The organism is Geobacillus thermoleovorans (assembly GCF_001610955.1).
GTDB classification, from domain to species: Bacteria; Bacillota; Bacilli; order Bacillales; family Anoxybacillaceae; genus Geobacillus; species Geobacillus thermoleovorans.
Window position 1 is genome coordinate 1,475,815 of record NZ_CP014335.1, and the last position, 23,586, is coordinate 1,499,400.

Genomic DNA, 23,586 nt, shown 5'->3' on the forward strand with positions numbered 1-23,586 from the left:
AGAAATGGAGAAGAAAGGAGCCTCATGATGAAGTTTGCCGTCAATGTATCGACGATTTTCACGGAAGCGCCGTTTCTCGCCCGGTTTGCCAAGGCGAAGCAGCATGGGTTTTCGCACGTTGAATGCCAGTTTCCGTACTCGGTGGCTCCTGAGGCGATTGCTGATGAACTCGAGCAGCTTGAGCTGTCGCTTGTTTTGCTGAATTTGCCCGCTGGCGATTGGGAAAAGGGGGAGCGCGGGCTCGCCATTTTTTCTGACCGTCATGATGAATTCCGGCGTGCACTGGAGGAAGGAGTGCGTTATGCGCTCGCGCTCGGTGTACCGAATCTTCATTGCATGGCCGGAGTGTTGCCAAGGGACTTGCCGCGCGAGCGGGCGAAGGAGACGTATATGCGCCGCATTGACGAAGCGGCTGCAACGCTTGCTGTTCATGGTTTGACGCTGACGATTGAACCGATCAATCCGTTCGATATGCCCGGCTACTTTTTAACCGATATTGAGGAAGCGGCGGCGATCATCCGCGATCTCGGCCGGACGAATGTGAAATTGCAATATGACGTCTATCATATGGCTCGGCTCGGACGCAATGTGACAGCGATGTTTGCCGACTACGCACCGCTCATCGCGCATGTGCAATTCGCTGATGCCCCCGGGCGGCATGAGCCGGGGACGGGAGAGCTTCCGTATCGCGAGATTTTCGCATTTTTGCAAGAGCACGGCTACAATGGAGCGATTGGACTTGAGTACATTCCATCAGGGAAAAGCAGCGAAAGTTTTGTCTGGTATGATGAATACCGCGGAATGAAAGGGGGAGGCGGACGATGACACGCGTCGGCTTTATCGGATTGGGCGTGATGGGCTCGCGCATGGCTAGACGGCTGCTTGAAGCGGGATTCAATGTCACGGTGTACAACCGTACGACAGAAAAAGCGGTTCCGCTTGTCAACCTTGGCGCCCGACAGGCGGCGACAGTGGCAGAGCTGGCTGGCGAGGCGGATATCATTTGCACGTGCTTATCGATGCCGGATGATGTCATCGAGGTGTATACAGGTGAAGGCGGCGTCCTTAGCGCGGCCCATCCGGGGACGATTTGCCTTGATTTTACAACCGTCGGTCCGAAAACAAGCCGGTTTGTCGCTCGGCGCGCCGATGAGCACGGCGTCGCCTATTTGGACGCGCCGGTAAGCGGCGGGCCGGAAGGGGCGGAGCAAGGGGCGCTGACGATCATGGTCGGCGGGGCGAAAGAAGCATGGGAGCGGGTGCGTCCGCTGCTTCGGGTGTTAGGAAAAACGGTTGAATATTTAGGAGAAAGCGGCGCCGGCAGCGCGGCAAAAGCGATCAACCAGTACTTGGTCGCCGTCCATTCGGTCGCCGCGGCGGAAGCGATGGTCGCTGGCGTCGCTTATGGGCTTCATGCCGGGAAGCTGTATCGGCTGTTAAAAGAAAGCTATGGAGACAGCCGGATGTTGCGCCGCCATATGGAGCAGTTCGTGTTGCCGCGTCGATTCACTCCTGGCGGGGCGGTCAAGTATGTACATAAAGATGTGCGCTTGGCGAACGAGTTGATGGATGAAATCGGCCTTGGCCGCCGACTCGGCATTCAAGCAGAAGAAGCGTTTGCCGCAGCGATCGCCGCAGGCCTTGCCGACTTGGATATGGCCGCGGTCATTCAGCCGCTCGAGCAGCGGGTCGGAGTGGTGGTGGAAGAGACGGAATGAACAAAATGATCCCTAAATTCAAAAAATTCATTGAAAAAATGGATGAGCGATGGTTTAATAGAAGTAGCAGGAGGGCTGGCCCCAAAGGTTGTTTTGGGCTAAATCACTTGTATATATGACGGTGATCGGAAAAGGTGTCCCGATTCTTTTGGGACACCCTCCGCCTGATAAAGAAAACGGTTCGAGCGGCTCGCTTTTTTTTACTGATAAAAAGAAACGATGTTTCTTATTACGAAACGGAGGAGGGCGCTCATGCTTTCATTGACATGGATTGAGGAGCTGCAGGCGTTTTTGCATCCAGAACAGATCAAACGGAATGAATCGTTCCACCCCCTCGGCAATGATGGGGCGGTGACCGTCTATCCGCGAACAGAGGAAGAAATCGCTGCGGTGCTCCGCTATGCCGACCGCCATGGCAAAAAAGTCGTCATCGCTGGACGCGGCACAAAACGGGGGTTTGGAGGGCAGCGGGAACAGGCGGACATCTTGCTGTCGTTGGAACACTATGCCGGCATTGTCGAACATGCGGCCGCCGATATGACGGTCACTGTCAAAGCCGGAACGGTGTTTGGTGATTTGCAGCGCGCGCTCGCTCCGCATCGGCAAAAGGTCGCCTTGGACCCGTTTTGGCCGGAGGAAGCGACGATCGGAGGGGTCATTGCCGCGAACGATAGCGGTCCGAAGCGGCTCGGCTATGGGGCAGCGCGCGATTCGGTCATCGGGCTGCGCGTCGTCTATCCGAACGGGACCGTCATTCGTTCCGGAGGCAAAGTGGTAAAAAATGTCGCCGGCTACGATATGAATAAGTTGTTCATTGGGGCGATGGGGACGCTCGGGGTGCTGAGCGAGATTACGCTCAAGCTTCGACCGCTCGCGAAATATGAAAGCGTTGTGTTGCTGTCGTTCCCAAGCGGCGATCTTCATGACATTCGCTCGTTTGCCGTTTCGTTCCTCGATACAATGATGGAGCCGATTTGTTTTGAACTGCTCAACCCGGCGCTTTCCGAGCGGCTGACGGGACGGCCGGTTTATACGCTTGTGATCGGGTTTGAAGATGTGGAAAACGCCGTCCATTACCAAGAGCATTGGGTTGAACGACTGCGGCCGAAAGCGGTGGAAATGTCCATTTTAGCCGGCGAAGAGACGGCGGCGTTTTGGCGGACGTTTTACACGATGGCACCGAACGGGCGTCTGGAGCAGGCGGAAAACGGTGTTGAAGCGGCAGTGAAAATCGGGGTTGTCAACTTGGATGTACTCTCCATCTTGCGTGAAAGCGTTTTAATCGCTGACCGTTGCCATGTCCGCATCGAGGCGCACGGCGGATTGGGCCACGGGCTTTGTCAGGCGTATATGCACGGCGGCGAAGAGGGAGTGTTGACCGCGATCGAGGAGCTGCGCCAAACGGCGGTTCGCCTTGGCGGCTACGCGATTGTGAAACATTTGCCGCTTTCGCTGCGCCAGCGCGTCGACGTCTGGGGCGGAAAGCCGTCGTACTTTTTCTTGCTCGAAGGCATTAAGCGGAAAATCGATCCGAACAAAACGGTCAACGATCAACGCTTTATTGGGGGGATTTAATGATGAGCACGATGACCAATGAACGGGCGGACAGCCCGGCGTGTGCGACCGCGAGTCTTGGCAACTATCGTTTTCACGATTTGCCGGACCCGAGCAAGTGGGCTGATTGCGTTCATTGCGGCATGTGTTTAGAATCATGCCCGACGTACGAACAGACGGGTGAAGAACAGCACTCTCCGCGCGGCCGCGTTCATTTGATGAAGTCGGTCGGCGAAGGGAAGCTTGAGTTGACGCCTGATTTGCTCGATCCGATTTTTACGTGCTTGGATTGCCGTGCATGCACGACGGCTTGCCCGGCCGATGTCGATGTCGGTGGGCTCATTGAACAAGTGCGCGGCCAGCTCCGCCAGGCGGTTCCGCTCACCGGTTGGAAGGCGCTTGTCAGCGACGTTTTCTTAAAAGGCATTTTTCCGCATCCGTCGCGCCTCGATTGGCTCGGCCGCCTGCTGAAATGGTACCAAAAAAGCGGCTTGCAGACGGTGGCGCGCAAAACCGGACTGCTGCGTGTCATGCCCGATCACTTGGCTGAGATGGAGGCGATTTTGCCAGCGGTCGGTACGCCGGTTCGGAGAAAGTATAAACATCAGCCGCTCATTAAGGCGAAGGGGGAAACAAAGCGAACCGTCGCGATTTTGACCGGATGCGTCATGGATGTTATGTTTAGTGATATTAACGAAGCGACGATCCGTGTATTGACCCATAACGGCAACGATGTCGTCATCGTCCCGAACCAGACGTGCTGCGGGGCGCTTCACGTTCACGCCGGCGACCGCGAAACCGGCCGGAAGCTCGCCAAGCAAAATATTGAGGCGTTTCAACATGTCGACCATGTCATCGTTAACGCCGCCGGCTGCGGCTGCATGTTGAAAGAATATCCGGAACTGTTCCGCCATGACCCGGAATGGCATGAAAAGGCGGAGCAATTTGCCGCCAAAGTTGAGGATGTGTCCAAATTTTTGCATGACACGGGCTTCAAACCACCGAAAGCGGAATTGAACGTGCGCCTCACCTACCATGATGCGTGCCATTTGGCCCATGGCCAGGGCATCCGCCAAGAGCCGCGCGCTTTGATTGAAAGCATTCCGGGGGTGGAAATGGTCGCCATGCCAAACGCCGATCGTTGCTGCGGCAGCGCCGGCATTTACAACCTCACCCATCCGGAGATGGCACAAGCGGTGCTTGAGAGCAAAATGCAACACGTGCCGCAAGAGGTGGAGCTGATCTCGATGGGCAATCCAGGTTGCATGCTGCAAATGGCGCTTGGCGTCATGAAACATGGACGAAACCAAAAAATCGTCCATACGGTGCAGCTGCTCGATTGGGCGTACCAAAAAGAAGAAGGGAAGGACGTGCGCATATGAGAAAACGGCCGATTGCAACGAACGACCCGCACATCCAAGCGCTCGCCCGCATCGTTGGGGAACAGGCGATTTTATACCGGAAAGAAGATTTAATGGCGTATGACTGCGACGGCTTCACCGTCCACCGCCATTTGCCAAGGGCGGTTGTATTTCCAAACAGCACGGAGCAAGTGGCGGCGGTCGTCAAATACTGCCATGAGCATGATCTTCCGTTTCTCGCCCGGGGCGCCGGCACGGGGTTAAGCGGCGGGGCGATTCCGCTAAACGGCGAAGTCGTCATCAGCCTAACGCGGATGAAGCGGCTGTTGCACGTCGATCTCGAAAACCGGCGCGCCGTCGTCGAGCCGGGGTTTGTCAACTTGAAGTTGACGAACTCGGTCGCCCACCGCGGCTATTACTATGCGCCCGACCCGTCAAGCCAATATTGCTGCACGATCGGCGGCAACGTCGCTGAAAACGCTGGCGGCGCCCACTGCTTAAAATACGGAGTGACGACGAACCATATTTTAGGGCTTGAAGTCGTCTTGCCGAACGGCGAAGTGATTGAAATCGGCGGAAACGGCGTTCCCGATCCGCCAGGCTACGATTTGCTCGGGCTGCTGACCGGGTCGGAAGGGACGCTTGGCATCGTGACAAAAATCACCGTCCGTTTGTTGAAAAATCCCGAGGCCAAACAGACGGTGCTCGCCTATTTTGACGAAGTGGAAGATGCGAGCCAGACCGTTTCCGACATCATTTCCGCTGGAATCGTGCCGGCGGCGCTCGAGATGATGGACCAAACGGCCATCGAGGCGGTCGAAGCGGCCGCGTTTCCGGTCGGGCATCCGAAAGACATCGCCGCGCTGTTGCTCATTGAAGTGGATGGCATTTCCGCCGGGATCGACGAACAAATCAACGATATTTTAACGATTTGCCGCCGCCATCATGTGCGCGAAGTGAAAGTCGCCCAGTCAGAGGAAGAACGGGCCCGCTGGTGGGCGAACCGGAAAACCGGCTTTGGCGCCATGGGGGCGATTTCGCCTGACTATTTAGTGCAAGATGGCGTCATTCCGCGCAGCCGTCTGCCGGAAGTGCTGCGGGAAATCGCCGATATCAGCCGCAAGTATGGACTGAGAATCGCAAACATTTTCCACGCCGGCGACGGCAATTTGCACCCGCTTGTGCTGTTTGATGCGAGCAAGCCTGGGGAGACGGAGCGGGCGCTTGCCGCCGGAAGCGAATGCCTCAAGGCGTGCGCGGCGGTCGGCGGATCAATTACAGGGGAACATGGCGTTGGCATTGAGAAAAAAGAAGAGATGCGCTTCATTTTCACTGATGAGGAAATTTTGGCGCAAACGGCAATCCGCGACGTGTTTAACCCGAAAAACTTGCTCAACGCCGGCAAGCTGTTCCCGACGCCGGGGCGTTGTGTAGAGACAAAGACGCCGTCGACAGTGAAATGAAAATTTTTTGAAAACGATTGCCAGTCATTTCGTTTCATGGTATCATCTTTTTAGAGAAATTGAGAAACGATGTTTCGTAATAAGAAACAAGAGAGGGGAAGAGAATAATGGGCGAATACGTACAAAAAGGGAACATCCAAGTCGCCAAAGTGTTGTACGACTTTGTCAACGAGGAGCTTCTGCCGAACAGCGGGTTGGATCAAGACAAGTTTTGGAGCGATTTCGGCGCGCTCATTTCCGACTTGACGCCGCGCAACAAAGAATTGCTCGCCCGCCGCGACGAAATTCAAGAAAAATTGAATGAGTGGCATAAAGCGCATCGCGGCCGCTTTGATTTTAACGAATATAAAGCATTTTTGACAGACATCGGCTATTTGGAGCCGGAAGTCGAGGACTTTGAGATTACGACCGACAATGTCGATGATGAAATTGCCGTGCAAGCCGGGCCGCAGCTCGTCGTTCCGTTGACGAACGCCCGCTATGCATTAAACGCTGCCAACGCCCGTTGGGGCAGCCTGTACGACGCGCTGTACGGCACCGATGCCATCAGCGAAGAAGACGGCGCCGAGCGCGGTTCGTCGTACAACCCGGTGCGCGGGGCGAAAGTCATCGCCTACGGGCGGCAGTTTTTAGATGAAGCGGTGCCGCTGGCGCAATATTCCCATAAAGACGCTGTCCAGTACGCCATTGTTGATGGCCAGCTTGTCGTGACGACAGAAGGCGGGGCGACGACGGGGCTGAAAGAGCCGGAAAAATTCGTCGGCTTCCAAGGCGACCCGCAACATCCGACAGCGGTGTTGCTGAAGAACAATGGCCTTCACATTGAAATTCAAATCGACCGCGAGCATGCGGTCGGAAAAACGGATCAAGCCGGGGTCAAAGACATTGTCCTAGAAGCGGCCGTGACAACGATCATGGACGGTGAAGATTCGGTGGCGGCCGTTGACGCCGAAGACAAAGTGCTCGTTTACCGCAACTTGTTTGGTCTCGTTAAAGGCGATTTGACAGCGACATTTGAGAAAAACGGCAAAATCATGACGCGCTCCCTGAACCCGGATCGCGTATACAAAACGCCGGATGGCGGGGAGCTCGTGCTGCCGGGCCGTTCGCTCATGTTCGTGCGCAACGTCGGGCACTTAATGACGAACAACGCGATCTTGCATGCGAATGGCGAGGAAGTGCATGAAGGGATCATGGACGCCGTCATTACAAGCTTGATTATGAAACATTCGCTCATCGGCAATACACGCTACTTGAATTCGCGCAAAGGTTCCATCTACATCGTCAAGCCGAAAATGCACGGATCGGCGGAAGTGGCGTTTGCCAACGAGCTGTTTGACCGTGTCGAAGATATGCTCGGCCTTGAGCGGAATACGATTAAAATCGGCGTGATGGACGAGGAGCGCCGCACGTCGCTCAACTTGAAAAACTGCATCTACCAAGTGCGCGACCGCATCATTTTTATCAACACCGGCTTCCTCGACCGGACCGGAGACGAAATTCATACGTCGATGGAAGCGGGGCCGATGCTGCGCAAAAACGAGATGAAATCATCGACTTGGCTGCAGGCGTATGAAAAATCGAACGTCGCCGTTGGGCTTGCCGCCGGCTTCCGCGGCCGGGCGCAAATCGGCAAAGGAATGTGGGCGATGCCGGATTTGATGGCAGAAATGCTGAAGCAAAAAGGAGCGCAGCTCAAAGCAGGCGCCAATACGGCATGGGTGCCGTCGCCGACAGCGGCCACGCTCCATGCGCTTCATTACCATCAAGTGAACGTCTCCGCTGTGCAAAGCGAACTGGCGAACGATCGGAACGATTATCGCGACGACATGTTGCAAATCCCGGTCGTTGACCATCCGCAATGGACAGCGGAAGAGATTCAAGAAGAGCTCGACAACAACTGCCAAAGCATTTTAGGCTATGTCGTCCGCTGGATCGACCAAGGGATCGGCTGCTCGAAAGTGCCGGACATTCACAACGTCGGACTGATGGAAGACCGGGCGACGCTTCGCATCTCGAGCCAAATTCTCGCCAACTGGCTCCATCATGGCATTTGCACGAAAGAGCAAGTGCTTGAGACGCTCAAGCGGATGGCGAAAGTCGTCGACGAACAAAACGCCGGCGATCCGAACTATCGTCCGATGGCGCCGAATTACGATGATTCGGTGGCGTTCCAAGCGGCGTGCGATCTCATTTTCCGCGGCTATGAACAGCCAAACGGCTATACCGAGCCGATTTTGCACCGCCGCCGTCAAGAAGCAAAAGCGAAATTTGCCGCCATTCAGCAATAAACGCCAAAAGCTGTATAAGGAACAAGGGATGGATGACCTTGTTCCTTCCTATCTATTATGATCAGAAAATTAAGAAAATAAATGGAGAAAGGAGGCAGCTCCTAGTTACTACTGGCCGGTTGTCAAACGCAAAGCAGCACAAAAGGCGGTACAAGGGGATGGGGAAGGCTAGTAGCTAGGGATCAGTGATGGAACATTTGCGAGAACGAGCGTTGCTTGTCCATCGGCAGGCAAGAGGAAAGCTGTCAGTTGAAGTGAAAGTGCCGGTCGTGAATGCCAATGATTTAAGTCTCATTTATTCGCCGGGAGTGGCTGAACCGTGCAAAGAAATTTACGTCGACCAAGACGAAATGTACAACTATACAGTGAAGGGCAATTTTGTCGCCGTCGTCTCGAATGGCACGGCGGTGCTTGGGCTTGGCAACATTGGCGCGCGGGCGGCGCTTCCGGTCATGGAAGGGAAAGCCGCCTTGTTCAAAGCGTTCGCCGGGATCGATGCCGTGCCGCTTTGCCTCGATACTGAAGATCCGGAACAAATCATTCAAACGGTCAAGTTGCTGGAACCGGCGTTTGGGGGCATCAATTTGGAAGATATCGCCGCCCCCGCCTGCTTTGTCATTGAAGAGCGTCTTCGCCAAGAGATGGCGATCCCGGTGTTTCATGATGATCAGCATGGCACGGCGATTGTCGTGGCCGCTGGGCTGACGAACGCCTTGAAAGTGGTTGGCAAACAGCTTGCCGATTGCCGGGTTGTCATCAACGGCGCCGGCGCTGCCGGGGTGGCGATCGCCAAATTGCTGCTGTCGATCGGAGTCGGCGAACTGATCGTTTGCGACACAAAAGGAGCGATTTATGAAGGGCGCTCGCATGGGATGAACGCTATCAAGGAAGAAATCGCCCGGCAAACGAATCACCGCCGTATCTCCGGGACGCTTGCGGACGTCATTCAAGGCGCGGATGTGTTTATCGGTGTCTCGGTTGCTGGGGCGTTGACGCCGGCGATGGTTCGGACGATGAACCGCGGGGCGGTCGTATTCGCCTTGGCCAATCCGGTGCCTGAGATCATGCCGGATGAGGCAAAAGCCGCCGGCGCCGCCGTGGTCGCGACCGGCCGGTCGGATTTGCCGAACCAAGTGAACAACGTGTTGGCGTTCCCTGGCATTTTCCGCGGCGCGCTCGATGTGCGGGCGACGCAAATTAATGAGGCGATGAAAATTGCCGCTGCCGAAGCCATCGCCGGGCTCATCCAGCCGGAAGAGCTGACGGAAGAGTATGTCATCCCGAACCCGTTTGACCGGCGCGTCGTCGAGGCCGTCGCTTCCGCCGTCGCCCGTGCCGCCATGGAGACCGGGGTGGCTCGAGTCAAGGAAAAAGTTGAGGAACAAAATCGTGTCAGAGAGGGGTAGCCATCGATGAAATTTGCCCGTTTTCTCGCTGATGGCGCGATTCGCGCCGGTGTGGTGAACGGTGAAGTGATCCGCGAAATCGAAGGAAATATGTTCACCGCTTGGGATTATACGGGAAACGTATTTCGCTATGATCGCGTTTCGCTCGTGGCGCCGCTTGCGCCGCGCCATGTGATCGGCATTGGCGCCAACTATGTGGCCTCCAGTGAACAGCTGCCGGTGGAACTGCCAGATATTCCTGTCTTTTTCTTTAAACCATCCTCGTCGGTCGTCGGGCCGGAAGCGGAGGTGGTCATTCCGAGCGGGGTTGGTGAAGTGAAATTTGAATCCGAGCTGGCGGTTGTGATCGGCAAAGAGGCAAAACAGGTGAGCGAAGAAGACGTGTGGTCGTATATTTTCGGCTATACGGTCGCCAACGATGTCACCGCGCCGCAGTTTTTCCACCCGGACGGCCATTGGACGATCGGAAAATCGTTCGATACGTTTACACCGCTTGGCCCGGTCATTGAAACAGAGCTCGATCCTCGGGCTGTATCGGTGAAAGCGCGGGTCAATGGTGAAGAAAAGCAGAACAGCTCGACCAAGCTGATGATCATTTCCATCAGCAAAATGATTTCGTATTTGTCCCATGTCATGACGCTGCAACCGGGCGACGTCATTTTGACGGGAAGCCCGGTCGGCGCCGAGCTTGTCGGCCCGGGGACGGTCATTGAATGCGATGTGGACGGCATCGGCACGCTCCGCAATACGTTCGTCGCCGCCAAAGCGCCAGCCGTTTCCATCCGACGTTCATAACGAACCTGCGGCATCTCTGGGCCAAACAAGGCATCAGGCGCGTCCTGACGGTGAATACGTTCCGTCCGTTAAGGCGGCGCTCGCTGCCATGCGCGCCTGCGCTGCTCTCCCGCCTGCAAAAGCCCGGCTGTTCGTGTATAATGGCGAGCGGAGAGAACAAATCGAGGTGAATGCGATGGAACGAGAAAACACGGTCAAATCGGTCCGCCGGGCGCTGCAAATTATCGAAATCGTCAGCACGAAAAAGGACGGGCTGGGCGTGACGGAAATCGCGAAACAAATGGACATCAACAAAAGTTCGGTGTACCGCATTTTAACGACGCTTGCCCAATACGGCTATATCGAACAACATCCGGAAACGGAGCGGTATAAGCTCGGCTACAAGTTTTTAGAGCTCAGCTCAAAGCTGCTTGATTCGATCGATTTGCGCCAAGAGGCGAAGCCATATTTGCGCGAGCTCGAAAAAGAAACGAACGAGGTCATCCACCTCGTCGTCTATGATCAAGGGGAAGTCATTTATATTGAAAAATTGGAAGGAACGGAGACGCTGCGCATGCACTCCAAAGTCGGCAAGCGGGCTCCGATGCATTGCACGGCGGTCGGCAAGGCCATTTTAGCCCATTTGCCGCCCGCGGTGGCTGCAGAGATCATCGATCGGAAAGGACTGCCGAAGCATACCGATTGGACGATCACCGACCGCGAGGCATTTTTCCGCGAACTTGAGACCGTCCGGCAAAACGGGTATGCGCTTGACTTGGAAGAAAACGAGTACGGTATCCGATGTGTTGCCGTTCCGATTTTTGACTATACTGGCGGCGTCGTCGCGGCGATCAGCGTTTCCGGCCCGACGATCCGCATGACGGACGACCGCATCACATCGCTCACTGTGCGCATGCGGCAGATCGGCAAAGAACTGTCGGCAAGGCTCGGCTATCGTGGAGCCCATTCCGTCCAGCTGTAGCGGCTGGACGTTTTTTTTGTGCCAAGAAGAATGACCTATGTGGATGCCGCCTTGGCGGGGAAGATGAGAGGAAGGCGTCCTTTTTCCAAAACCGTTCAGATACAATCGAACGTTCTGTCGTTCGGCCGGCTCCGATATATCGGTTGTCTGCCAGTTTGAAACGAGAGAGGACTGCCTCTTGGTGGGCGTTTTTTGTAGTGCAAACAAACGGAATGCATGTAAAATAGAAACGAGGTGATATGCGACGTGAAAAAACAGACGCTGTCGGAATGGATCGAACAGCTTCGCCAAGATCCGAATGTCGTGCATTGGCATGAAATCGAACCGAAAGAAGCGAGTTTCGTTCCGTTTCCAGACGAACTCGATCCGCGGCTTGGCGCGGCGCTCAAAGCGCGCGGCATCGCTTCGTTGTATACGCACCAGGCGGCCGCTTATGACGCGGTCCAAAGCGGGCGGAACATTGTCGCCGTGACGCCGACCGCTTCAGGGAAAACGCTTTGCTACAATTTGCCGGTGCTCGATGCCATTGCCAAAGAGCCATCGAGCCGCGCCCTGTATATCTTTCCAACGAAGGCGCTCGCTCAAGATCAAAAAAATGAACTAAACGAGATCATCGCCGAGATGGGGGTGTCGATTTACAGCCATACATACGACGGCGACACGGCGCCGGCGCTGCGGCAAAAAATCCGTCAAGCGGGCCATATTGTCATCACCAACCCAGATATGCTCCATACGGCCATTTTGCCGCACCATACGAAATGGATTTCTCTTTTTGAACAGCTGCGCTACGTCGTCATCGATGAACTGCATACATACCGCGGCGTATTCGGCAGCCATGTGGCGAACGTCATCCGCCGCTTAAAGCGCATTTGCGCCTTTTACGGGAGTCGACCAACGTTTATTTGCACGTCGGCGACGATCGCCAATCCGAAAGAGTTGGCGGAGCGGCTGATCGGTGAACCGGTGGCGCTTATTGACAACAATGGGGCGCCGCGCGGGCGGAAATATTTCGTGTTTTACAATCCGCCGGTTGTCGAGCGGACGATGAACATCCGCCAAAGCGCGACAAAAACGGCCGTTGAGCTCGCAAGACAGCTGCTTGTCAACCGCATTCCGACGATCGTTTTCGCCCGCAGCCGCGTCCGTGTCGAGTTGATTTTAAGCCATTTGCAGGCGGTGGTGAACGAACGAATCGGCGATACGACGATCCGCGGCTACCGCGGCGGCTACTTGCCGAGCGAGCGGCGCGCCATTGAAAAAGGGTTGCGCAGCGGGGAGATTATCGGTGTGGTGAGCACGAATGCGCTCGAGCTCGGTGTTGATATCGGCCAATTGCAAGCGTGCATCTTAACAGGGTATCCGGGAACGATCGCCAGCACGTGGCAGCAAGCCGGGCGCGCCGGCCGGCGCCAGGGCGATTCGCTCGTTGTGATGATCGCAAGCGCAAGCCCCCTCGATCAGTACATCATCTCCCATCCAGAATACTTTTTCGCCCGCTCGCCGGAGGCGGCGCGCATCAACCCGGACAATCTGCTCATTTTGGTCGATCATATCAAATGCGCCGCCTATGAGCTTCCGTTCCGGCGCGGCGAGACGTTCGGCGGCGTCGAGGTCGAAGAGGTGCTCGACTTTTTGGCCGAGCAAGGGGTGCTAAACGAACGCGCTGGGCGCTGGCACTGGATGAGCGACGCGTTTCCCGCGCATGATATCAGTTTGCGCTCCGCGGCTCAGGAAAACGTCGTCATCATCGATATTTCCGACACCGCCCACCATCGCGTCATCGGCGAAATGGACCGCTTCAGCGCGATGACGCTGCTTCATGATGAAGCGATTTATTTGCACGAAGGAGCACAATACCAAGTTGAAAAGCTCGACTGGGAGGAGAAAAAGGCGTACGTCCGCCAAGTCGATGTTGAATATTTTACGGACGCCAATTTGGCTGTCCGGCTTGATGTGCTGTCGGAAGACCGGAGCGAAACGCGCGGACAAATGGCGGTGCGTTACGGTGATGTATCGGTCCGAGCGATGGCGACGATTTTTAAAAAGCTGAAGCTGTCGACGTTTGAAAACATCGGATCAGGGCCGATCCGCCTTCCGGAGGAAACGCTTCATACGTCGGCGGCGTGGATCGAGTGGGAGGCGGTGCCGTCACGGTTTTCCCCGGCGCTGTTTGAACAACTCCTTGTCGGCATCGCCAATGTGCTTGGTCATCTCGTGCCGGTGTTTGTCATGTGCGACCGCTCCGATCTTCACGTCGTGCCGCAGCTTAAGGCGCCGCATTCCGGACGGCCGACGATTTTCCTTTATGATCGCTATCCAGGCGGAGTCGGCCTGTCGGAGGCGGTGTTTGAACGGTATGAAGAGATCATGAAACATGTGAAAGAATGGGTCGAACGCTGCCCGTGTGCGGACGGCTGCCCATCGTGCATCGGCATTTCAAGCGCTGACGGACCGTCGTTGAAGCGCGAACTTGTCCAGTTTTTGGACGAACAACTTGCCGTTTGGGCCGGTCCGTCCGTTTAAGCGTCGTCATGCGTGTTTTTGCCGAGTGTGGGAGAATCAACTTATAGAAGCAAGCCGACGTCAAGCAAGGAGGGGGTGAACGGATGAAGCCGAAGTTGGCGCAATGGAAAGAATTGCTTGCCGCCCGGCATAAAAAGGAGAACGATGAAGAAAAAGAAGAGGAGAAACCGGACGGACGACCTGTGACGGACGTGCCGTATGCCGACGTTTGGCGGGAGTACGGCGCCAAGCCGTATTGGTTTGCCGGCGATTACTGCCTCATTCGGGAAACGGTGTATCCGCTTGACTATCAGCACGGCCGCTATCGGCTCGGAGCGCTGTATGAAGTGCACGAAAGATGGCAGGAAGCGCCGTTTTCCCATCCGCTCTCCTGCCGCGGCTTTGCCGTTAGCGACTTATTCTTTTTTGACACGGAGACGATGGGACTTTCAAGCGGGGCGGGAAACATCATGTTCTTGCTTGGCCACGCCCGCATTCTTGGCGATTTCGTCACCATCCGCCAGCACCTTCTGCCATACCCAGGGGCGGAAGTGGCGCTCTATCAAAGTTTTTTGTCTGACGTCGATTATACGACGCTTGTTACCTATAATGGAAAAGCGTTCGACTGGCCGCGCCTGAAAACGCGCCATGCGCTTGTCCGCAACATGGTGCCAAAACTGCCAGCGTTCGGTCATTTTGATTTGTATCACGCCGCCCGCCGCTTATGGAAAGACAAATTGGATTCGCTGCGCCTTTCGGAAGTGGAGCGGCACATTCTCCATGTCGAGCGGGACGATGATGTGCCGGGCTTTTTGGCGCCGATGATGTACAAGGAGTTTTTGCAAACGCCCCATCCAGACCGGCTCATGCCAGTATTGCGCCATAACGAGCGCGACGTGTTGTCGCTCATTGCTCTCTACATTCACCTATCCGTTCAGCTGCTTGAAGCGGACCGGCTCGCTGACCCCAAGGAGCAGTTGGCCGCCGCCCGTTGGTTCGAAGCGGTCGGGGAAACAGCGGCGGCAAGGGGGGTGTACGAGGAGGCGAGCGGCAAAGGGGCGAAGGAAGCGCAGACGGCGAAATGGCAGCTTTCTCTTTTATACCGAAAAGAAAAACGATATGAAGAGGCTGCTCTCCTTTGGCGCGACTTGTTTATCCACGGAAATGGCTATTGGAAGGCGAAGGCCGGGCTTGAACTGGCGAAGGTGTATGAACATTATTTCCGGGATGCGGCCGAAGCGCACCGTTATGCCGTTATGGCATATGAAGCGTGGCGGTCGCTCGCTAGGATGAGCCGACAACATAGCGAGAAAGAAGAAGCGGAATGGCGCAGGAGGCTCGCGCGGCTTAAACGCAAGAAAAACGGGTGAGAACTCGTCCATTTCCCTGGCAAGCGCAAAATATGACAGAAAACGAAAATGTTTCGTCTTTTTGTTGTGAATCTTGTAGAAAAAAGAAAAAACGTGTACAATGGCATCGGAATGAACGAAAACGATGGCAGGGAGAAGAAGACGATGCGGAGCATGTACAAAAAAATTTTGTATCTCTTTTTTATTGTCGTCGGTTTGACGTTTGTCGTGTTCAATTATATCTATTAATGAACGTCAGAGAGGCCGGCGCCGCATAACGGATTCAAAAAGACGAATGACTATGCCAAAACGTCCGAAGCACCGGAGCGAGAGAGCCGGTAGATTGTTGGCGCGAATGGCTCTTCAAAATGGGTGTTTATACTAGTACGAGTCCACTCCGTTCATCATAGGCTAGTATTGTCAAGCAACAGCCTAAATTGATGAAAGGAGAGGAATATGATGCATTGCCTGCCGAATGTAACGGCGCCGATCGTTCATCCGCCTCGTTGCAACGTTTTGCATCATTTCGAAGCAACGATTGTGCCGCATATCCATCCATCGCATACGATGCATGTTTATCATCACCTGTATGAACATCAACATTATTTCCCGCATACGGAATCGGCGGTGGCTCAGGCTGCCAATCGCCATCTGTACTGCCCGGGTCCGGGACCGATGCCATTTCCGCCGTTTCCGCTGCGATAGTAAGGGCCAAAAACAGAAGCCGCTTTGTCGGCTTCTGTTTTTTTACGGATGGAAAACGCCGGCAGCCGGCGGCGTTTGGGCGGGAGGACGGCGTTTCGGCGCCGCCGGGAAGTCTGCGTGGGCGCCATGCGGCTTCCCGATCGATGCGGCAAGCCAACCGTCAATTGACAACCGGCTGAATTTCTGAAAAAATAAAGAGAAGATGATCGTTGAATGCGGATTGAGGTGAAAAGCCATGTCAGCCCATCAAGTGAAACTGACGCCGAAAGACATTTTAGAAAAGGAATTTAAGGTAAGCATACGGGGGTACAACCAAGACGAAGTGGATCAATTTTTGGATCTCATTATTAAAGATTATGAAGCATTTCAGCAAGAAATTGACGAGTTGCGCCAGGAAAACGCCCGGCTGAAGCGGCAAGTCGAGGAGCTTCAAAAACGGCCGGCGATGTCGGCGGGAACGACGAACTACGACATTTTGCAGCGCCTTTCCAACTTAGAAAAGCATGTGTTTGGCCGGAAACTGTATGAATAACCAGCCGGCAGGGCGAAGTTGATGCAGGGATTTCTAATTTTTTCTTCTTGATTCTCACACCAAGATCAGCTATACTGTAAGATGCTCGCAGCGTTAATCATGTTCGGGTAATCGCTGCGGCCGGTTTCGGCCGTAGAGGAAAGTCCATGCTCGCACGGTGCTGAGATGCCCGTAGTGTTCGTGCCTAGCGAATCCATAAGCTAGGGCAGTCTGGCTTCGGCTGGGCTGACGGCGGGGAAAGAACCTACGTCCGCATGCGGATATGGTTCGATTACCCTGAAAGTGCCACAGTGACGCAGCTCTAAGGGAAACCTTAGAGGTGGAACGCGGTAAACCCCACGAGCGAGAAACCCAAATGATGGTAGGGGCACCTTCCCGAAGGAAATGAACGGAGGGAAGGACAGGCGGCGTACGCTGCCTGTAGATAGATGATTACCGCCGGAGTACGAGGCGAAAGCCGCTTGCAGTACGAAGGTACAGAACATGGCTTACAGAACATGATTAACGCGGTGATTGGAATCGTGGGAAAGCCCTCCTGCAGGTGAACATATCCCTGTCAAGTAGACAGTGTGAAAAATACCCACCTTCTTCAGCTGCTTGTTAGGATAGTGGAATGAGGAAACGTTGTCAAGGAAAGCACTTGACAACGTCTCCTTCATTCCACTTCATCGTTGGCAAGCTGAAGAAGGAGACATTCTCAGCCGTTCGTCTGCTAGGCTGCTTAGGCAATTCGGTATTCCACTGGGCTGAGGTAGTCTAGTTTTTTCTGGCACCGTTCATAATTATAAAAATACATGTACTGATCGATCGCCTCGATCATTTCCTCTTCCGTTTCAAAGGTGGGAAGGTCCACCATTTCCGATTTCAAATGCCCGAAAAAATTTTCCATGCAGGCATTGTCTAAACAGTTTCCTCTTCTGGACATACTAGGAATGATATGATGAGCCTTCAGCAGTTGATGGTACTGGCGGGATGTGTACTGGGAGCCTTGATCGCTATGGAGAAGGACTCCTCGCGCATCCCGTTTTTTGATGGCATCCTTGACAGTTTCGATCACCAATTTTAAGTCATTCGAACGACTGATGCGATACGCAATGATTTCATTGTTGTACAGATCTTTAATAGCAGACAGATACAAATAGGTTCCTTGAAATGGCACATAGGTAATATCCGTCACCCATTTTTGGTTGGCTGCAGTGGCCACAAAATCACGGTTTAACACGTTCGACGCTACGATATTCTCCTTTCCCGCTTTATACTTCGGCTTTTTTCGACGGATTTTGGCCTGAACCCCCAACTCTTTCATCAGTCGGTACACTCGCTTATGATTCACGGTCTTCCCATAATTTCGTTTTATCCATGCTTTCACGCGGTAGTATCCATAGATCCCATTGACCTTTTGATGGCATTCGAGGATCATTTGTTTGATTTGTTCATTTTCCTTTTGCTTCTCTGTGACGATTCCCTGCTGGTTCATCCATCGATAGTATCCACTTCTTGACACACCGGCCAGTTGGCATAGCCAGGCAATCGGATAGGTGTTGGATAACTCCTGAATGATCGAGAACCGCTCTTTCGGTTTCACCTCCTTGCCAGCTCTCGTAACTTTTTTAAATAATCATTCTCTGCTTTCAGTCTTCGATTCTCTTCCTCTAAACTGCACTCTTTTTTTCGAGGCCTTCCCTTGAATGGAGACTTGGATGTCCCGCGCCGTTCTTCGAGCCCTTTTAGACCATGTTCATGGTAACGTTTTACCCAAAGTCTGATCGTTTTCGTGCAGGGAATCCCTAACTCTTGGCATATCCGCTTATATCCCCATCCTTCTTCGATGTACATCTGGACAGCCCTCCATTTAAACTCCACGGAATAAGTGGTCTTCCCTTTCGGTGTTTGCTTGGTCTCGAACATAAACAAATCCCTCCAGTGTTTTTACTGACAGTATGGGCATTTTCCCAACTGTCTACACTAGAGGGATAATATCACAGGAAGGAGGGCTTTCTCTTTTGTGTGTTTTCCTTCCATATGACTATAATGGAAGTATAGGCCATGAATGAGGATACATACATCTATCAGATAGGGGGAACAGGATGACTTCGTTTTCGCTGATTGCCACGGCCGCGATGGGGCTCGAATCAGTCGTCGCGGAAGAAGTGCGCCGGCTTGGCTATGAGTGCCAAGTGGAGAACGGCAAAGTGACGTTTGAAGGCGATGCGCTCGCCATTTGCCGGGCCAACCTTTGGCTGCGCACCGCTGACCGCGTGAAGCTGAAAGTCGGTGAGTTTCGAGCGACGACGTTTGAGGAGTTGTTTGAACAAACGAAGGCGTTGCCATGGGCCGATTACTTGCCGAAAGATGCCGAGTTTCCGGTGATCGGGAAGTCGGTCAAATCAACGCTGTTCAGCGTTTCCGACTGCCAAGCCATTGTGAAAAAGGCAGTCGTCGAAAGCTTAAAAGCGCGCTATCATTTGTCGTGGTTCCCGGAAACCGGGCCGTTGTATCGGATCGAGGTGGCGCTTCACAAAGATATCGCTACGTTGACGATCGATACAAGCGGCGCCGGGCTGCATAAACGCGGCTACCGTGCTCGCCAAGGGGAGGCGCCGCTAAGAGAGACGCTCGCGGCCGCCTTAGTGTTGCTCACCAATTGGACGCCCGAGCGCCCGTTCGTCGATCCGTTTTGCGGGTCGGGCACGATTGCCATTGAGGCGGCGCTGATCGGCCAAAACATCGCCCCAGGGTTTAACCGGGATTTCGTCTCGGAGCAATGGCCGTGGATCGGGGAATCGGTATGGGAAGAGGCGCGCCAAGAGGCGGAACAGATGGCGCGTTACGACCAACCGCTTGATATTTGCGGGATTGACCTTGACCCGCACATGGTCGAGATCGCCAAGATGAATGCAGCCGAAGCGGGGCTTTCCGATCTCATTTCTTTTCGGGAGGGCCGCGCCGAGCAGTTTCAGACCGATGCACAATACGGGGTGATCGTCGGCAACCCGCCATACGGCGAACGGCTTGGCGAACAACGGGAGGTCGAAGCGCTCTATCGCGCCATCGGCCGCGCCTTCGCCGCCTTGGATACGTGGTCGGTGTACATTTTAACCGCCCACCGCGGTTTTGAAACGCATTACGGCCGCCCGGCGACGAAGCGGCGCAAACTGTTTAACGGCTTTATTGAAACCCATTACTACCAGTACTGGGGGCCGCGGCCGCCGCGCGAAGCTCGAAGTTGACTTCTCGGCGGCCATCGATCATAATATTGTTTTGTTACTAGGGATCGAGCGCGCAACAAACTTGTTGCGCGCTTATGCATGATATGCCGGGGGAGTTTATGCCAATTGGAGGGGTGGCGACGATGGGCCATGAACGTTATCCGTTTGTTGTAGAAAAAAATGAAAACTTTTTTGATAAGTTGAGCCAGTGGATCGGCGATGTTTTTTATGACATTTTGCCGGAAGCCGGCTTTGAGCTGCGCGACGAGCAAATTTATATGGCGTTTCAGCTCGAGCGGGCGTTTCGAGAAAAAAAGGTGATCTTCGCCGAAGCGGGAGTTGGCACAGGGAAAACGATCGTGTATTTGCTGTATGCAGTCTGCTACGCCCGCTATACCGGCAAGCCGGCCATTATCGCCTGCGCCGATGAGACGCTCATTGAGCAGCTCGTCAAAAAGGAAGGCGATATTGCGAAGCTATCCAACGTGCTCGGGCTGGAAATCGACGTCCGGCTGGCGAAATCGCCAGATCAATATTTATGTTTGAATAAACTGGAAGAAGTAACGACGTATGACGATGACGACATCGAGCTGTATGAGCAAATTTACGATGAACTTCCGGCCTTCGTCCATGACAACAAACCGCTGCAGTCGTTCTACCGCTACGGCGACCGAAAAGAATACGCCCACCTGACTGATGAGCAGTGGAAAAAAATCGCCTGGGATCCGTTTCAAGACTGTTTCACGTGCGAAAAGCGGCATCGCTGCGGACAGACGCTTTGGCGCGACTATTACCGGAAGGCGGCGGATTTGATCGTCTGCTCGCACGATTTTTATATGGAACATGTTTGGACGTATGAAGCGCGCAAGCGGGAAGGACAGCTGCCGCTGTTGCCGGAAGCGAGCTGTGTCGTGTTTGACGAAGGGCATTTATTGGAGTTCGCTGCGCAAAAGGCGTTGACATATCGAATGAAAGAGACGACGCTTGAGACGTTGCTGACACGTCTTCTTGAAAACGACATCCGTGAAGAGCTCGCCTATTTAATTGAGGAGACGCTGGAGACGAGCACGCGCTTTTTTGATGAGCTGAAAGCGTGCGCGAAAGACGTTCCGGGTTCGAACCGGAAAGAAATTTTGCCGTCGCCGCGTCTTGAACAATGGGCGAAGCGGCTCCGCGGCCAAATGGTCGAAATCGGCAACGAGCTTGTGTTTGAAAGCGAGACGTATACGATCGATCATTACCAGCTGAACATTGTGGATGAATATTTGGACCAAATCCAGTATTCACTCGATTTGTTTTTGAAAAACGCCGACGCCATTACGTGGCTTGAGTCGTCGCGTCAAGAGGCGACGTTTGTCGTCATGCCGCGCACCGTTCAAGAAGTGTTGCGCGAAAAAGTGTTCAGCAAACGAATGCCGTTTATCTTTTCGTCAGCGACGCTATCGAGCGGAAAATCGTTTGCCTATATCGCCCAAAGCTTAGGCATTGATGACTATTTATCGTTCAGCGTGCCGTCGCCGTTTGATTACGACGAACAGATGACGATTTTTATGCCGACGTTCCGCGCGGATGAGACGCTGTTTGCCAAAAAATACGCATATGCGCTTGAAAAATTGCGCGAAACCGGAGGCCGGGCGCTCATCTTGTTCCCGACGCGCGAGGAGCTTCTTCAGTTTAAAGAGGCGGCAGCCGGCGAACCATTTTCGTTTTTGTTTGAAGGCGACCGTGAAATCAGCGATTTGGTCGCCGAGTTTCAGCGTAACGAGGAAACGGTGCTTTGTTCCGAACATTTATGGGAAGGACTTGACATCCCGGGGCCGTCGCTTTCGAACGTCATTATTTGGTCGCTGCCGTATCCGCCGAATGATCCGGTGTTTCAGGCGAAGCGAAAAGCGTATAGCAACCCGTTTTGGGACGTCGATGTGCCGTATATGCTTCTTCGCCTTCGCCAAGGAGTCGGACGGCTCATCCGCACGCGCGATGACCGCGGCATTGTTTCCATTTTCGTCACCGACAGGGAAGATGAACGGGTCATTGCGGCGATCAAAGACGTGTTGCCGACAGCGGTGAGGGAAGAATGATATTCTTCCCTTTTTCATTTTCCACAAAAATAGCATTTTCTCGCTGGCAAGCAGGAAAATGGCACCTTGTTATGGAAATGATGATACGGCCATGAAATACATAGGGGGACTGAGTATAGTGAAACCAATCGAAGCGCAGTTTTTGCAATACGTGAAAAAAATGACGGGCTACCGCGAAGCGATTGGCCTCATGTATTGGGATTTGCGGACTGGCGCCCCGAAAAAAGGGGTCGAGCAGCGATCAGAAGTGATCGGCATGCTGTCAGAAGAAGTGTTTCGCATGTCGACATCCGAGGAGATGGCAGCCTTTATCGCCAAGCTGTCGCCCAAAGCCGTCTACGAGCAGCTGAATGACGTGACAAAGAAAACGCTTGATGAATGCAAAAAAGAATACGAGCGCAATAAAAAAATTCCAGCGGATGAATACAAAGAGTTTGTCGTGCTTTGTTCCAAAGCGGAAAGCGTTTGGGAAGAAGCGAAAGCGGCTGCTGATTTCGCCCGGTTTCGCCCGTATTTGGAGCAAATCATCGAGTTTCAGCGCCGCTTTATCCGTTATTGGGGGTATGAAGGACACCCGTACAATACGCTGCTCGATCAATACGAGCCGGGCATGACCGTCGATTTGCTTGACGAACTGTTCAGCCGCCTGCGCGAACGCATCGTCCCGCTTGTGCACGCCATTTCCGCCGCGTCCGACAAGCCGGACACGTCCTTTTTGTTCGCGCCGTTTCCAAAAGAAAAGCAGCGCGCTTTTCTGCTTGAGTTGCTTAAAGAGCTCGGCTATGATTTTGGCAAGGGGAGACTTGATGAGACGGTCCATCCATTTGCGATCGGGCTCAACCCGAACGATGTGCGCATTACGACGCGCTACGACGAGCGCGACTTCCGCACCGCGGTGTTTGGCACGATCCATGAATGCGGCCATGCGCTGTATGAACAACACATTTCCGAGGCGCTTGTCGGCACTCCGCTTGCAAGCGGGGCGTCGATGGGCATTCATGAATCGCAGTCGCTCTTTTTTGAAAATATGATCGGACGCCACTATGCGTTTTGGAAGCGGCATTACCCGCGCCTGCAGCAATACGCGCCCACGCAGTTCGCCGACGTTTCGCTTGATGCGTTTTACCGGGCGATCAATGAAGCGAAGCCGTCGCTCATTCGTATTGAAGCGGACGAACTGACGTATCCGCTCCATATTATCATCCGCTATGAAATCGAAAAGCAGCTGTTTGCTGGGGAGCTGGAAGCGATCGACTTGCCGGATGTATGGAATGAGAAATATGAACAATACCTTGGCATCCGCCCGCACAACGATGCGGTCGGCGTGTTGCAGGACGTCCATTGGTCCGGCGGCAGCTTCGGCTATTTCCCATCGTATGCGCTCGGCTATATGTATGCGGCGCAATTCAAGCAAGCGATGAAAAAAGAGTTGGATGTAGCTGGGCTGCTTGAAGAGGGGAACATCGCACCGATCCGTGAATGGCTGACCGTTCATATCCACCAGTTTGGAAAAATGAAAAAGCCGCTCGAACTTGTGCGCGATGCGACGGGCGAAACGCTGAAAGCCGATTATCTTATTCAATATTTAGAAGAAAAATATAAGGCGCTTTATCGATTATAGAAACAGGCGCGTCAGTGCAAACATCGTTCTTACGCTGT

18 protein-coding genes, 1 other RNA gene and 1 pseudogene are annotated in these 23,586 nt (G+C 54.0%); 17 read left to right on the forward strand and 3 right to left on the reverse strand.

Annotated elements, in window-relative coordinates; genetic code table 11:
- The first annotated feature begins 27 nt into the window (after positions 1-27).
- From hyi to GT3570_RS07430, 12 genes are all read left to right on the forward strand, one after another.
- Positions 28-825, forward strand: coding sequence for a hydroxypyruvate isomerase (hyi, locus tag GT3570_RS07370; protein ID WP_011231024.1), 798 nt, complete (start codon positions 28-30; stop codon positions 823-825).
- Positions 822-1,718 (forward strand): NAD(P)-dependent oxidoreductase, encoded by an 897-nt coding sequence (locus tag GT3570_RS07375; protein WP_011231025.1) that lies wholly within the window; start codon positions 822-824, stop codon positions 1,716-1,718. The genes hyi and GT3570_RS07375 overlap by 4 nt, the downstream gene beginning before the upstream one ends.
- A gap of 252 nt (positions 1,719-1,970) precedes the next feature.
- Entirely contained in the window at positions 1,971-3,293 is a 1,323-nt protein-coding gene (locus GT3570_RS07380; protein ID WP_033012479.1) for an FAD-binding oxidoreductase, read from the forward strand.
- Positions 3,293-4,654 (forward strand): (Fe-S)-binding protein, encoded by a 1,362-nt coding sequence (locus GT3570_RS07385; protein WP_014195676.1) that lies wholly within the window; start codon positions 3,293-3,295, stop codon positions 4,652-4,654. The genes GT3570_RS07380 and GT3570_RS07385 overlap by 1 nt, the downstream gene beginning before the upstream one ends.
- Complete coding sequence (locus GT3570_RS07390; protein WP_013145472.1) at positions 4,651-6,096, forward strand: FAD-linked oxidase C-terminal domain-containing protein; 1,446 nt, start codon at positions 4,651-4,653, stop codon at positions 6,094-6,096. Before GT3570_RS07385 ends, GT3570_RS07390 begins: the two co-directional genes overlap by 4 nt.
- Positions 6,097-6,203: 107 nt before the next feature.
- Positions 6,204-8,387, forward strand: a complete 2,184-nt coding sequence (locus GT3570_RS07395) for a malate synthase G (protein WP_011231029.1) — start codon at positions 6,204-6,206, stop codon at positions 8,385-8,387.
- A 188-nt stretch (positions 8,388-8,575) separates the two neighbouring features.
- A complete protein-coding gene (locus tag GT3570_RS07400) occupies positions 8,576-9,793 on the forward strand; it encodes an NAD(P)-dependent malic enzyme (RefSeq protein ID WP_011231030.1) in 1,218 nt (405 codons plus the stop codon).
- 6 nt (positions 9,794-9,799) lie between these two features.
- Positions 9,800-10,588, forward strand: coding sequence for a fumarylacetoacetate hydrolase family protein (locus GT3570_RS07405; protein ID WP_023634476.1), 789 nt, complete (start codon positions 9,800-9,802; stop codon positions 10,586-10,588).
- A 175-nt stretch (positions 10,589-10,763) separates the two neighbouring features.
- Positions 10,764-11,549: an IclR family transcriptional regulator gene (locus GT3570_RS07410; protein ID WP_031213154.1), complete on the forward strand. Its 786-nt coding sequence runs from the start codon at positions 10,764-10,766 to the stop codon at positions 11,547-11,549.
- A 246-nt stretch (positions 11,550-11,795) separates the two neighbouring features.
- Positions 11,796-14,072, forward strand: a complete 2,277-nt coding sequence (locus tag GT3570_RS07415) for a DEAD/DEAH box helicase (protein WP_062898589.1) — start codon at positions 11,796-11,798, stop codon at positions 14,070-14,072.
- Positions 14,073-14,155: 83 nt separating this feature from the next.
- Positions 14,156-15,421 carry a ribonuclease H-like domain-containing protein gene (locus GT3570_RS07420; protein WP_062898590.1) on the forward strand — a complete coding sequence of 422 codons (1,266 nt, stop codon included), beginning with the start codon at positions 14,156-14,158 and terminating at the stop codon, positions 15,419-15,421.
- A 438-nt stretch (positions 15,422-15,859) separates the two neighbouring features.
- Complete coding sequence (locus GT3570_RS07430) at positions 15,860-16,105, forward strand: CotD family spore coat protein (RefSeq protein WP_014195684.1); 246 nt, start codon at positions 15,860-15,862, stop codon at positions 16,103-16,105.
- 42 nt (positions 16,106-16,147) lie between these two features.
- Here the strand turns inward: GT3570_RS07430 and GT3570_RS07435 are convergent, their stop codons facing one another.
- The gene (locus GT3570_RS07435) at positions 16,148-16,342 is read right to left on the reverse strand and encodes a hypothetical protein (RefSeq protein WP_014195685.1); all 195 of its coding nucleotides are present in this window, start codon (positions 16,340-16,342) and stop codon (positions 16,148-16,150) included.
- On the opposite strand from GT3570_RS07435, the gene gpsB reads away from it, so the two are divergent.
- Both gpsB and rnpB read left to right on the forward strand, forming a co-directional pair.
- Entirely contained in the window at positions 16,341-16,637 is a 297-nt protein-coding gene (gene gpsB / locus GT3570_RS07440) for a cell division regulator GpsB (RefSeq protein WP_011231037.1), read from the forward strand. The genes GT3570_RS07435 and gpsB overlap by 2 nt on opposite strands.
- A 99-nt stretch (positions 16,638-16,736) precedes the next feature.
- Positions 16,737-17,133, forward strand: an RNA gene (gene rnpB / locus GT3570_RS07445) — RNase P RNA component class B.
- Positions 17,134-17,358: 225 nt separating this feature from the next.
- On the opposite strand, the pseudogene GT3570_RS07450 reads toward rnpB, so the two are convergent.
- Together GT3570_RS07450 and GT3570_RS07455 are read right to left on the reverse strand one after the other, a co-directional pair.
- Positions 17,359-18,240, reverse strand: a pseudogene (locus GT3570_RS07450) (IS3 family transposase); the annotation flags it as partial.
- A complete protein-coding gene (locus tag GT3570_RS07455; RefSeq protein WP_011229672.1) occupies positions 18,219-18,545 on the reverse strand; it encodes a transposase in 327 nt (108 codons plus the stop codon). The gene GT3570_RS07455 and the pseudogene GT3570_RS07450, both read right to left, overlap by 22 nt.
- Positions 18,546-18,724: 179 nt before the next feature.
- On the opposite strand from GT3570_RS07455, the gene GT3570_RS07460 reads away from it, so the two are divergent.
- From GT3570_RS07460 to GT3570_RS07470, 3 genes are all read left to right on the forward strand, one after another.
- Positions 18,725-19,867, forward strand: coding sequence for a THUMP domain-containing class I SAM-dependent RNA methyltransferase (locus GT3570_RS07460; RefSeq protein WP_062898591.1), 1,143 nt, complete (start codon positions 18,725-18,727; stop codon positions 19,865-19,867).
- A gap of 122 nt (positions 19,868-19,989) precedes the next feature.
- The gene (locus GT3570_RS07465; protein ID WP_011231040.1) at positions 19,990-21,927 is read left to right on the forward strand and encodes an ATP-dependent DNA helicase; all 1,938 of its coding nucleotides are present in this window, start codon (positions 19,990-19,992) and stop codon (positions 21,925-21,927) included.
- A gap of 118 nt (positions 21,928-22,045) precedes the next feature.
- A complete protein-coding gene (locus tag GT3570_RS07470; RefSeq protein WP_276607006.1) occupies positions 22,046-23,548 on the forward strand; it encodes a carboxypeptidase M32 in 1,503 nt (500 codons plus the stop codon).
- Positions 23,549-23,586: the final 38 nt, after the last annotated feature.